The 13009-nt window shown below is 62.8% G+C and carries 10 protein-coding genes; all 10 read left to right on the top strand.

Going from position 1 to position 13009, the window contains the following annotated elements:
• The first annotated feature begins 2 nt into the window (after positions 1–2).
• The 10 genes from gspD to BBG20_RS12150 all read left to right on the top strand — a co-directional run bounded on the left by gspD (position 3) and on the right by BBG20_RS12150 (position 12972).
• Entirely contained in the window at positions 3–2126 is a 2124-nt protein-coding gene (gene gspD, locus BBG20_RS12195; RefSeq protein WP_065903557.1) for a type II secretion system secretin GspD, read from the top strand.
• 800 nt (positions 2127–2926) lie between these two features.
• On the top strand, positions 2927–5320 hold the full coding sequence (locus BBG20_RS12190; protein WP_065903555.1) for a TonB-dependent receptor plug domain-containing protein: 2394 nt from the start codon (positions 2927–2929) through the stop codon (positions 5318–5320).
• 16 nt (positions 5321–5336) lie between these two features.
• The gene (locus BBG20_RS12185; RefSeq protein ID WP_065903553.1) at positions 5337–6308 is read left to right on the top strand and encodes an amino acid ABC transporter permease; all 972 of its coding nucleotides are present in this window, start codon (positions 5337–5339) and stop codon (positions 6306–6308) included.
• Entirely contained in the window at positions 6301–7074 is a 774-nt protein-coding gene (locus BBG20_RS12180; protein WP_065903551.1) for an amino acid ABC transporter ATP-binding protein, read from the top strand. The genes BBG20_RS12185 and BBG20_RS12180 overlap by 8 nt, the downstream gene beginning before the upstream one ends.
• Before the next feature lie 18 nt (positions 7075–7092).
• A complete protein-coding gene (locus tag BBG20_RS12175) occupies positions 7093–8016 on the top strand; it encodes an ABC transporter substrate-binding protein (RefSeq protein WP_065903548.1) in 924 nt (307 codons plus the stop codon).
• Positions 8017–8028: 12 nt separating this feature from the next.
• Positions 8029–9612, top strand: coding sequence for a flavin monoamine oxidase family protein (locus BBG20_RS12170; protein WP_065903546.1), 1584 nt, complete (start codon positions 8029–8031; stop codon positions 9610–9612).
• Between the two features lie 11 nt (positions 9613–9623).
• Entirely contained in the window at positions 9624–10058 is a 435-nt protein-coding gene (locus BBG20_RS12165; protein ID WP_065903544.1) for a RidA family protein, read from the top strand.
• A 20-nt stretch (positions 10059–10078) separates the two neighbouring features.
• On the top strand, positions 10079–11434 hold the full coding sequence (locus BBG20_RS12160; RefSeq protein WP_065903542.1) for an LLM class flavin-dependent oxidoreductase: 1356 nt from the start codon (positions 10079–10081) through the stop codon (positions 11432–11434).
• Positions 11435–11836: 402 nt separating this feature from the next.
• Entirely contained in the window at positions 11837–12139 is a 303-nt protein-coding gene (locus BBG20_RS33130; RefSeq protein WP_065899480.1) for an IS3 family transposase, read from the top strand.
• The gene (locus BBG20_RS12150; RefSeq protein WP_065899479.1) at positions 12136–12972 is read left to right on the top strand and encodes an IS3 family transposase; all 837 of its coding nucleotides are present in this window, start codon (positions 12136–12138) and stop codon (positions 12970–12972) included. Before BBG20_RS33130 ends, BBG20_RS12150 begins: the two co-directional genes overlap by 4 nt.
• The last annotated feature ends 37 nt before the right edge of the window (positions 12973–13009 follow it).

Below are 13009 nucleotides of genomic sequence, written 5' to 3'. Positions count from 1 at the left end.
ATATGCGCACCTCAACGTTTTGCCTGGCCACCGCCATTGCCCTGGGTGGCTGTGGCGCCTTTCCCGATCGTCTCGAGCCGGACGACGATCTGCTCCACGAAGCCATGCAAGGCACCGGTTCGCAACGTCCGCCCAGCGCACCGCCCGTGGCCGAAAACCCGCAGGCGACCATCCCTGCGCCGCCGCAGCGCCAACTGATTCGCGGCAACCAGCAGTTCGTGCGCCAGCCCGCCGCCACGGCGCAGGGGAAGGAGGAGGGCAGCGGCGATATCGTGTTCAACTTCCAGGACCAGCCCATCGAAGCGGTGATCAACAGCGTGATGGGCGACCTGTTGCATGAGAATTACAGCATCGCGCAGGGCGTGAAGGGCAATGTCAGCTTTTCCACCTCCAAGCCGGTGGACAAACAGCAGGCGCTGTCGATCCTCGAAACCCTGCTGTCGTGGACCGACAACGCCATGATCCGCCAGGGCCAGCGCTACGTGATCCTGCCGGCCAACCAGGCCGTGGCGGGCAAGCTGGTGCCGCAAATGCCGGTGGCCAAGCCGTCCAGCGGCTTGTCGGCGCGGCTGTTTGCGTTGCGGTATATCTCGGCGACCGAGATGCAGAAACTGCTCAAACCGTTCGCCCGGGAGAACGCATTCTTGCTGGTGGATCCGGCGCGCAACGTGCTGAGCCTGGCGGGCACCCCGGATGAACTGGCCAATTACCAGGACACCATCGACACCTTCGACGTGGACTGGCTCAAGGGCATGTCGGTGGGCGTATTCGGCCTGCAGCGCGCCTCGGTGGCCGAGCTGATGCCCGAGCTGCAGAGCCTGTTCGGCCCGGACAGCGGCATGCCCCTGGCCGGCATGCTGCGGTTTTTGCCGATCGAGCGCACCAATTCGGTGGTGGCGATCTCTTCACAGCCGCAGTACCTCAGCGAAGTGGGCGACTGGATCCGCACCATCGATGAAGGCGGCGGCAACGAGCCGCAGATGTACGTCTACGATGTGCGCAACATGAAAGCCTCCGACCTGGCCAAATACCTGCGGCAGATCTACGGCAATGGCGCGATCAAGGACGACACCCCGGCCAGAGTCGCACCGGGTCTGCGCACCACCACCCTCTCATCGCTAAACAGCAGCGGCGGCGGCTTGCAGAACACTCCGCCACCGCCTGCCGATGAGCCCGAAGCCACCGAGGAAACACCACCCGCCGTGCCGGATAAAAGCCTCGAGGCCGGCACCCGCATCACCGCACAACAAAGCAGTAACCAACTGCTGGTGCGCACCCGCCCGGCACAGTGGAAAGAGATCGAAGCCGCGATCAAGCGTCTCGACAACCCACCGCTGCAAGTGCAGATCGAGACCCGCATCCTCGAGGTCAAGCTCACCGGCGAGCTGGACCTCGGCGTGCAGTGGTACCTGGGGCGCCTGGCGGGCAATTCCGCCAGCACCACGGTGGCGAATGCGTCGGGCAGCCAAGGCGCCTTGGGCGGCGGCGGGGCAGGGCTGGGCGCGACGGATTCGCTGTTCTACTCCTTCGTCAGTTCCAACCTGCAAGTGGCCCTGCACGCCCTGGAAACCAACGGCCGCACCCAGGTGCTCTCGGCGCCGTCGCTGGTGGTAATGAACAACCAGCCGGCGCAGATCCAGGTCGGCGACAACATTCCCATCAGCCAGACCACGGTGAACACCGGCGATGCGGACACCACCTTGAGCAGCGTCGAATATGTACAGACCGGGGTGATCCTGGATGTGGTGCCGCGCATCAATCCGGGTGGCCTGGTGTATATGGATATTCAACAGCAGGTCAGCGACGCCGAGAACCCGGGTTCCAACAGCGACACGCCGGTGAACCCGCGCATCTCCACGCGCTCGGTGTCGACCCAGGTCGCGGTGCAGAGCGGGCAGACGGTATTGCTCGGTGGGTTGATCAAGCAGGACAACGCCGAGAGCGTCAGCGCGGTGCCGTACCTGGGGAAAATCCCCGGGTTGCGGTGGTTGTTCGGCAATACCAGCAAGTCCAAGGATCGCACCGAGTTGATAGTGTTGATCACGCCCAAGGTGATCACCAGCAATGGCCAGGCGCGGCAGGTGACAGATGATTATCGGCAGCAGATGCAGCTGCTGCGGCCTTGAACCGACCGGTGTGGTCAACATGTTGGCGCTGGCTTGCCTGCGATGGTGTCACCTGGGTATGCCTGATTTACCGAGGTGTGCGCATCGCAGGCAAGCCAGCTCCCACAGAAAAGCCAATCAGCTTTTGATCTGGTTTTTGATCTGGTTTTTGATCTTGATCCTCAGGCGCCCCATTAACCACGCTGGCCGAAAACAGGTAGTACGGAGCGGGTAAACCGGCAGGACGCCGGTTTAGCCGCGACGGGGCAGGGACGCCCCGTCGCGGCGGCCCGCTTCGGGCTGCCTGTTTTCGGGCACACCGAGCCTAGGCGAGGGGCCGAGTGGTGGGGCAAGAGCGTTTTGCTTACTTTTGCGCTTTTCAAAAGTGAGCCGCCGTAAGGGCGGAACCCATAGCCGCCGTTACCCAGATAACGGATATGCACCCTCACCCCGCACCAAACATAATCTCAAAAAGACATTACCAACAAGAATAAAACAATTCACAAATAATGAATTTAGAGAATATTAGCTTATGCCCAAATAGCATTATATTTTTGATATCCATTCCTTTATGTTGAATCCAACAGCCTACCCCTGACCTCGGATGGTACCCAGCGTAATTCAGATTCTGCCCGCCACAACCGGGTCACGCGCCCCGCGGCAGAATCGTTGGAAGGGAGTTCAACGTATGTTGCCAATTCAATCCCCACACCTGCCCCACACCTAGTTCCAATCGCCGCAACACCCCTTGAAAAAACATCGAGCACCGCACACGACCGCGTGATTGCCCGACCTCGCGATTTGGAAAGTCTGGAGTGGCTATGAAGCACGTTTTACAACCGACCGCCGTAGTGGCCCTGGCAATCCTGGCCGCTGCGGCCCAGGCCCAGGACGACAGCACCCTGTCTACCGTGGTGGTCACCGGTAACCGTGGCGCCGAACAACGCACGGTCACCAGCAGCCCGGTGCCGATCGATGTGGTCAGCGCCAAGCAATTGCAGAGCACCGGCAAGCCCGGTCTGATGGAAGCGCTGAGCGCGGTGATCCCGTCGCTGACCCTGCCGGAAAAGACCGGCTGGGACGCCAGCGGCATTGCCCGCGCACCCAACCTGCGCGGCATGAGCGCCGCCGAAGTGCTGGTGCTGGTCAATGGCAAGCGCCGCCACACGGCCGCGACCTTGAATATCAACGGCATCAACACCGGCGCGGCGCCGGCCGACCTCGACCTGATCCCCATCAGCGCCATCGACCATGTGGAAGTGCTGCGCGACGGCGCCGCTGCCCAGTACGGCTCGGATGCCATCGCCGGGGTGATCAACGTGATCCTCAAGGCCGACACCAGCGGCACCTCGGTGACCAATGTCGGCCAGGGTTATGACGGCAAGAAACAGACCGTGCAGCAAAGCCTCAACAAGGGCTTTGAAATCGGCAACGGCGGCATCGTGCAGCTGGCGCTGGATGCACGCAGCCAGAACGATGACAACAAGGCCAGCGCCAACGGCTACACGTACGCCCAGGCCTATGAGCAGGCCGGGCGCTCCACCTACGGCGGCTACGGCACCCCCAAGACCAACCTGCTGACCCTGGGCTACAACGCCGAGTTGCCGATCGACGACAGCTTCAGCCTCTACTCCTTCACCACCTATTCGCGACGCAAGGCCGAGCAGGGCCAGAACTTCCGCCTGCCGACCATCACCAACACCATTACCACCGGACCCAACGGTTACCCTGGCGGCTACACGCCGACCTGGTTTATCGACGAGGATGATTTCCAGGCCGCGTTGGGTGGCAAAGGCACGGTCGGCGAGTGGGACTGGGACTTGTCCACCACTTACGGGCGCAACGACGCAGAGCAGGGCACCACGCATAACCAGAACCCGTCGCTGGGCGAGGCCACGCCGAACCACTTCACCTCCGGCACCTGGATTTCCACCGAGCTCACCACCAACCTCGACTTCAAGCGCGGTTTCGACATCGGCCTGCAAAAGCCCCTGGACCTGAGTTACGGCTTCGAGCATCGACGTGACACCTATGAGGTCCAGGCCGGTGATTACGCGTCCTATGCCAACGGCGGCTACTGCGTGGCGCCGGGCAACTGTGCATCGTCCGGGGCGCAGGTCACCAACGGCATTTCGCCGGATGAAGAAAGCAGCGCCTCGCGCAACAGCCTGGCCAGCTATGTCGACGTCGGCTTCAACCCCGTGCCGGACTGGTACGTGGGCACCGCCTTTCGCTACGAACACTACAACCAGGGCGTGGGCGCGACCCGCAGCGGCAAGCTGACCACCCGCTATGACTTCACCCCGCAGTTCGCCGTACGCGCCACCGTGAGCAATGGCTTCCGTGCACCGTCCCTGGCCAACAGCCTGTTCAGTGCGCGCTCGACCACGTACGGCGTGGTGAACGGGGTGTACCAGTCGATCAACTACGGCGTGCTGCCGGTCGGTTCGGCGGCGGCCAAGGCCCTCGGTGCCGAGGAACTCAAGCCCGAGCGCTCGACCAACTTCAGCCTCGGTTTCACCCTGACGCCCACCGATCGCCTGAACTTCACCGCCGACGCCTACGTGATCAACCTGCGTGACCGCATCACCCTCACCGGCACCTTGCTCGGCCCCGAAATCACCCAGGTACTGCAAGGCAACGGCATCACCTCCACCTCCGGCGGGCAGTACTTCATCAACGGTGCCGACACCCGCACCAAAGGCCTGGACCTGGTCGGCAACTACAGCCAGGACCTGGGCCAATACGGCGCGCTGAAGTGGACGGCGGCGTTCAACTGGAACCAGACCAAGATCCTCAACTACAAGGAGTCGACCACGATCCTGGGCACCGCCTATGACCTGATGGACCGCCAGGCGCGCAACCTGATCACCGGTGTGCAGCCCAGCACCAAGCTGATCCTGGGCGGCGACTGGAGCATCGACCGCTTCAACCTCAACCTGGCCCTGACCCGCTACGGCTCCTACAAGGAGGTCAACGTCTCCGATGACCGCAGCCTCGACCGGGTCTACAGCGCCAAATGGATCACCGACCTCGACCTTGGCTACAACCTCACCAAAGACCTCAACGTGGCCATCGGGGCCAAGAACCTGTTCGACGTCTACCCCAAGAAACAAGGCGTACCCAGCAGCACCATGGTCAGCAGCTACGGCACCTATTCGCCCTTCGGTTTTACCGGTGGCTACTACTACACCCGCTTGACCTATGCCTTCTAAGGCCGAGGAATAAACCATGCCCATTGTCGCCAAATCCTATGACCTGATTGATGAGGTCACCGACCAGCCGGTTCGCCAGAGCCGTGTCTCCACGCCGATCAAGGCCCTGCAGGTGGTGCCGGCCCGGCACCCCTGGCGTTGGGCAGGGTCGATCTTTGCCGCGCTGGTGCTGCTCGCCATCGTGCACTCCCTGGCCACCAACCCACGCTGGGAGTGGGGCGTGTTCGGGCAGTGGTTCTTCTCGCCGTCGGTGCTGCGCGGCCTCGGCCAGACGCTGTTGCTGACCCTGCTGAGCACCGTGTTCAGCATCATCCTCGGCACCGCGCTGGCGCTGGCGCGGCTGTCGGGGTCGCCGCTGCTGGCGGCCCTGGCCTGGGGCTATATCTGGTTTTTCCGCTCGATGCCGGCGCTGCTGGTGCTGATCATCCTCTACAACTTCGCGTACCTGTACGACCACATCGTGCTCGGCGTGCCATTCACCAGCGTGGTCTTCGCCGAGTGGTCGACGGTGGACGTGCTCAGCCAATTCACCGTGGCGGTGCTCGGCCTGAGCCTGATGCAGGCGGCCTATGCGGCCGAGATCATTCGCGGCGGCCTGATCGGCGTCGACGCCGGCCAGCATGAGGCCGCGGCGGCCCTGGGGCTGCCGGCTTCGCGGCGGATCTTCCGGATCATCCTGCCCCAGGCGCTGCGCTCGATCCTGCCGTCGGGTTTCAACGAAATCATCGGCCTGGTCAAGGGCACCTCGATTGTCTACGTGCTGGCCCTGCCGGAGCTGTTCTACACCGTGCAGGTCATCTACAACCGCACCCAGGCGGTGATCCCGCTGCTGATCGTCGCGACCGTCTGGTACCTGATCATCACCACCGTGCTCACCAGCGCGCAGTACTACGTCGAGCGCCACTTTGCACGGGGCACCGCGCGCGTGTTGCCGCCCACGCCGCTGCAACGCATACGTGGCTGGCTGAAGGAGAAAACCCATGGCTGAAGCACGCGCAGGGCGTATCCAGATCCAGGGCGTGGGCAAGCGCTTTGGCAACCAGCAGGTGCTCAAGGACATCGACCTGACCATCGATCCGGGCAAGGTCACGGTGATTCTCGGGCCTTCGGGCTCGGGCAAATCCACCCTGCTGCGCACCATCAACCACCTGGAGAAGATCGACAGCGGGCACATCACCATCGACGGTGAATACGTCGGCTACCGGCGCAAGGGCGACCTGCTCTATGAACTCAAGGAGCGCGAGATTCTCAAGCGGCGTATCGACGTCGGTTTCGTGTTCCAGAACTTCAACCTGTTCCCGCACCTCACTGCCTGGGAAAACATCGCCGAGGCGCCTTTGGCCCACAAGCGCTGGAGCAAGGCCGAGGCGCAGGCCAAGGCCAGTGAACTGCTGGCCAAGGTGGGCCTGGCCGACAAGGTCGACGCCTACCCGCGCCAGCTCTCCGGCGGCCAGCAACAGCGCGTCGCCATCGCCCGCGCCCTGGCGCTGGACCCCAAGGTGCTGCTGTTCGATGAACCGACCTCGGCCCTCGACCCGGAACTGGTGGGCGAGGTGCTCGACGTGATCAAGGGCCTGACCCAATTGGGCGTGACCCTGGTGATCGTCACCCACGAAATCGGCTTTGCCCGCGAAGTGGCCGATCACGTGGTGTTCCTCTGTGACGGGCAGTTGATTGAAGAAGGCCCGCCCGAACAAATTTTCCGCCAACCCCGACATCCCCGCACCGTGGCCTTTCTCGGCAAGGTGCTTTAGTTCAAGGAGTGACTGCCCATGTTTATCACCACAGCCCGCGTGGCCCTGCTGGCGCTGGCCGTCAGCACCGCGCAAAGCGCCTTCGCCGTGCAACAGGTTGACCTCAGCCCTGACCGCGTGCGCATTCATGTGCCGCGCAATGAAGCGGCGATCGCGCAGATCCCGCCAGGCTTCAAGTTCGCCCAGCCGGGCAAGTTCACCGTCGCCGTGTCCGGTGTCGCCGGGCCGCCCCTGGCGCTGCTCGCCAGTGACGACAAGACCACCATCGGCAGCGAGGCCGATACCGCGCAACTGGTGGCCGACAGCCTCGGCCTGCAACTCAACGTGGTGCAGACCAGTTGGGAAGACTGGCCCCTGGGTGTCAGTTCGGGCAAATACGACGCGGTGATCAGCAACGTCACCGTGACCGAGGCGCGCAAGAAGCGCTTTGACTTCGCCACCTATCGCCAGGACGTGCTGGGCTTCTACGTGAAGAGCACCAGCAAGATCACTGAGATCAAACAGGCCGAGGACATTGCCGGGCTGAAGATCATCGTCGGTTCCGGCACCAACCAGGAAAAAGTCCTGCTGGCCTGGAACGACGCCAATGAAAAGGCCGGCCGCAAGCCTGCGCTGTTGCAGTACTTCGACGACCAGGCCGCTGCGCAACTGGCGGTGCAGTCCGGGCGCAGTGATGCGCTGTTCGGGCCGAACTCGGTGTACGCCTATTCCGCCGCGATCACCGGCGGCATCAAGCGCGTCGGCACCGTCAACGGTGGCTGGCCGTTGCAGGCGGATATCGCCGTGACCACGCGCAAGGACAATGGTCTGGTCAAGCCGATCCACACCGCGCTGGAAGGCGCGATTGCCGGCGGCCAATACGAGCAGGTGCTGCAACGCTGGGGCCTGGACGTGGAGCGGGTCGACAAGTCGCTGATCAACCCACCGGGCCTGCCGGATTAAGGAGGATTTGACATGGGACTGACACGACGTGAAGCGCTGTCCAGCATTGCTGCGGTCGGCGGCGAAAAAGCCGTCAAGGATGCGCTCGCGGTATTGGGCCTGGGGCCTTCATCCCACCGCCGCCCGCAACCGCTGAAACTCAAGGAAGGCCTGGGGCAGGGCACCCGCGTGCTGGTGCTCGGTGCCGGGATTGCCGGGCTGGTCACCGCCCTGGAATTGACCCGCGCCGGCTTCAGTGTGCAAGTGCTGGAGGCGCGTGAGCGGGTCGGCGGACGCACCTGGACCCTGCGCAACGGCGACCGCGTCGACTACAAGGACGGCCGCACGCAGACCGTGGCATTCGATCAGGGCCTGTATTTCAACGCCGGCCCTGCGCGCATCCCCAGCCAGCACCGCACGATTCTCGACTACTGCAGCGAGCTGGGCGTGCCCCTCGAAGTGCTGGTCAACAGCAGCCATGGCGCTCAGGTGCGGCCGGATGTGAGCAAGCCGGCGTTCACCGTCGGCCAGGCGATCAACGATGCGCGCGGGCACCTGTCCGGGTTGCTGGCCAAGGCGGTGCAGCGCGATGCCCTCGATGATGTGTTGAGCAGTGAAGAACGCACGCGGTTGCTGGCGTTCCTGCAGGTGTATGGCGACCTGTCCCAGGAGCTGGCCTTCGAGGGCACGATTCGTTCGGGGCACCTGGAATCGCCCGCGCATCCTGGTGCCTTGCCGGCCAGCCGTGGTCCGCTGGCGCTGGATCAACTGCTGCACCCGGAACTCTGGGGCGCTTTGTTGCACACCGAGTTTCCGGAATTCTCGGCGACCATGTTCCAGCCGGTCGGCGGCATGGACCGCATCACCGATGCGTTTTACGAGCGGGTTCGTGGACAGGTGCAACTGGGCGCGCAGGTGCGCCAGATCCGCCAGTTGGAAGACGGCGTGGCTGTCACCTACCACGACACCCCGAGTGGCCGTGAGCAGGTGGTTCGCGCCGATTACCTGGTCTCGACCCTGCCGTTGCCGCTGCTGGCCAGGCTCGATACGGACTTCAGCGACCCGATCAAGGCTGCCTTGCTCAGCACCCGCAGCGACCAGGCCACCAAAGTGGCCTGGCAATCGCCGCGCTTCTGGGAGACCGACTATCGCACCTACGGCGGCCTGTCCTGGATCGAGCACCCGGCGCGCCTGCTGTGGTACCCGAGCAACGATCTCAACACCCGCGAAGGCCTGCTGGTGGCGGGCTACGTGACCGGGGAGGGCGCCGCGGCCTTTGGCGCCCAGCCGTTCGACAAGCAGTACGCCACCTCCAAGGAAGCTGTGGAGCTGTTGCACCCGGGCTACTCGAAACACCTGCGCAACCCGCTGGCCGTGTCCTGGGAACAGATTCCCTACAGCGAAGGCCCGTGGCTGCAACGCGAACACTTCCCCGCCGACGCCAGTGCCTTGCTCGAACAGGCGCATGGGCGCGTGTACTTCGCCGGCGATGGCCTGGTGCAAAGCGGCGTGGGCATCTGGCAGGAATCGGCGGCCAACTCGGCACGGCATGTGGTCGCGCAATTGGCTGAGCGCGTGACCCAACAAACCCACCTTGCGGCCCTGGCCGCCTCCTGAGGATCAACACCATGAGCGACAGCATTCAACGTACCAGCGTCGGCGATTTCCCGATCTCGCAGACCGTCACCGTGCCGGCTTCCGCCAGCCTGATCTTCGTCAGCGGCACCTTGCCGGACCTGCACGACGCCAATGCCCAGGCGGGCACGCCGGCGGCCTATGGCGATACCGAAGTGCAGACCGTGTCGGTGTTCAACAAGATCCGCAGGATCCTTCAGCAACACGACCTCGACCTGGGCGATATCGTGCAATTGCGCGTGTTCCTGGTCGGCGCCGAAGAGACGGCCGGCAAGCTCGATTTTGCCGGCTTGCAGCGTGGCTATACGCAGTTCTTCGGCACGCCCGAGCAGCCGAACAAACCCGCGCGTACGGCGTTGCAAGTGGTGGCGTTGCCACTGCCCGGTGCACTGGTGGAAGTCGAAGCCATCGCTGCCCGCACTGCTTGATGCCAACCAGGAGACCTCCCATGTCCACAGCACCGCGGCAACTCAAATTCGGCGCCATCCTCACCGGTGTCGGCACCGCGCAAAACGAATGGCTGCACCCGCAGATCCCGGGCGATGCCAGTGTCGATATCGACTGGTACCGTGCCCAGGCGCGGCAGGCGGAAGCGGCCAAGTTCGACCTGGTCTTCATCGTCGACAGCCCCTACATCACTGCGGATTCGGCGCCGCATTTTCTCAACCGCCTGGAGCCATTGACTTTGCTCTCGGCCATCGCCGGGGCGACCTCGAAGATCGGCCTGGTGGCGACGTTGACCACCTCCTATACCGAACCTTTCAACGTCGCGCGGCAGTTCGCCTCGCTGGACCTGATCAGCGGCGGGCGTGCCGGCTGGAACGTAGTCACCACGGGCCTTGAAGGCGCGGCTGGCAACTTTGGCCGTGAACAGCATATCGACCATACCGAGCGCTACCGCCGCGCGGCCGAACACCTGGAGGTGGTGCAAGGCCTGTGGGATTCCTACGAGGACGACGCCTTCGTGCGCGACAAAGCCAGCAAGGTCTTTCTGGACCCGCAGCGCCAGCATCGTCTCGACCACCATGGCGAGTTTTTCTCGGTGACCGGGCCGTTGAATATCCAGCGTTCGGCGCAGGGTCAGCCGGTGATTTTCCAGGCGGGCATCTCCGAGTCCGGGCGCAGCCTGGCGGCCAATTATGCCGAGGGGATTTTTGCCGGCGTGGGTAACTTCGAGGACGCCCAGGCCTACTACAGCGACATCAAGCGACGCACCGCAGCGGCGGGGCGCAACCCTGACCACGTGACCATCCTGCCGGGCATTTCGCCGATCATTGCCGACACCGACGAAGAGGCCCAGGCCATCGACCGCGCGCGCAATGGCGAGCTGGACCTGGACAAGGCGCTGGTACAACTGGGGCGGCCGTTCAACTACCACGACTTCAGCCAGTACCCGCTCGACGAACCCTTTCCGGAACTGGGCGACCTGGGCAGCAACGGCTATCGCGGGCATGCCGAGAACATCAAGCAAGTGGCCCGCGACCAGAAGCTGACCCTGCGTCAGGCGGCGCTGCGTTTTGCCAAGCCGTTTTCGAGTTTCGTCGGCTCGCCGAAGACCGTGGCGGACGAGATCGAGCGCTGGTTTGTCGAGGGCGCGGTGGATGGTTTCAACATCCACGTGGGCGCGCCGGATGACTTTGCGCGGTTTACCGACCAGGTGTTGCCGCTGTTGCGTGAGCGTGGGTTGTTTCGCCATGAGTACAGCCACGACACTTTGCGTGGGCACCTGGGCTTGCCGGTGCCGGTGAATCGCCACACGGCGGCGCGGGTGACGGATGAGGTTTTGAGGGTTATTGGGGCTTAGATTGTGTGGGGATCCGTTGTTGGGTAACGGCTGCAATGGGTTCCGCCCTTACGGCGGGTCACTTTTGAACAGCGCAAAAGTAACCAAAACGCTCTTGCCCCAACACTCGGCACCTCGCCTAGGCTCGGTGTGCCCGCACGCAGGCTTGAATCCGTGGGCCACCGCAATGGGCCATCCCTGGCCCAGTGCGGCTAACCCGGCGTCCTGCCGGGTTACCCACGGATTCAAACCTGCGTGCGGCCAGCGTGTTTAATGGGGCGCCTCAGATCAAGATCAAAAGCGGCTCGCTTCGCATCGTGGATGCGCTTTTTGCTCTTTGTAGGAGCCGGCTTGAACTGGCCTAATGATTTTGGACACCTCAATCGGGCGCTATGATGGCGTCCAAATCTGAGGTGTTTGGATATGCGTAAATCTTATTCATGTGAGTTCAAACTCAAGGCTGCCAGCATGGTGCTGGACGAGGGGCAGTCGGTTCCCGAGGTCTGTGCCAGCTTGGATATTGGCCCTACGGCCTTGCGCCGCTGGGTCGATCAAGTTCGCAAGGAACGCTTGGGCTCGACTCCGGTGGGAGCCAAGGCGATTACCGCGGATCAGCGAGAGATCCAGGAACTTAAAGCCTTGCTCAGGCAAAGAGACCGGGATATCGAAATCCTAAAAAAGGCCAGTGCTCTCCTGCTTTTGGACGCCAAAGATCACTCTCGTTGATCTGTGAGCTGGGCGAGCAGTACGGCGTTAACGATTGCTGTCGTGTGTTCGGAATAAACCGCAGTAGCTTTTACGCATGGCGTCAGCGCCAAGGCAAGGTGAGCCCTAAGCGAGAGAAACTCAAGGCTATGCTGGTCAAGCACCACAGGGCGTCGAGAGAGTCTGCGGGCGCTCGTACCTTGGCTAAACAGCTGCAAGCCGGCGGGCATGATGTCGGGCGGTTCATGGCTCGCAGCTTGATGCGAGAAGCAGGCATTGTCAGCCGTCAACGCCGGCGCCATAAGTACAAGTCACCTGGCGTGGAGGCTTTGGTGGCACCGCATGTGCTCAAACGCAAGTTTGATGTTGCGACGGTCAATCAGGTGTGGTGTGGGGACGTGACGTACATCAAAGTCGGCAAGCGTTGGCTGTATTTTGCGGCGGTTCTGGACTTGTTCGCTCGCCGGATTGTGGGCTGGTCGTTTTCGATGATCTCTGATGCCACGCTGACCTGCGAAGCCCTGCGCATGGCGATTGAACTGCGCGGTCGCCCAAAAGACGTACTGTTTCACTCCGACCAAGGTTGCCAGTACACCAGCCATAAATTCAGAAATGAACTGCTGGAACATGGACTCCGACAAAGCATGAGCCGTAAAGGCGAATGCTGGGATAACGCTCCGATGGAGCGTTTCTTTGGAAGTTTGAAATCAGAGTGGGTGCCAGAAGCAGGCTACGGGTCGGAACATGAGGCCCGAGCGGATGTGCAGCGCTATGTATCGCGCTACAACATCACCAGGCCGCATAGCTACAACGACTATCGGTCACCAGTCGCCAGGGAGAAGCTGGTGGCGTGAAACCTTAATCGGTGTCCAAGATTACTTGACCAGTTCA

Source organism: Pseudomonas aylmerensis, assembly GCF_001702265.1.
In the GTDB taxonomy this organism is placed as follows: Bacteria; Pseudomonadota; Gammaproteobacteria; order Pseudomonadales; family Pseudomonadaceae; genus Aquipseudomonas; species Aquipseudomonas aylmerensis.
The sequence above is the reverse complement of the archived record's forward strand: the minus strand, read 5'-3'. Positions and strand labels throughout refer to the sequence as shown.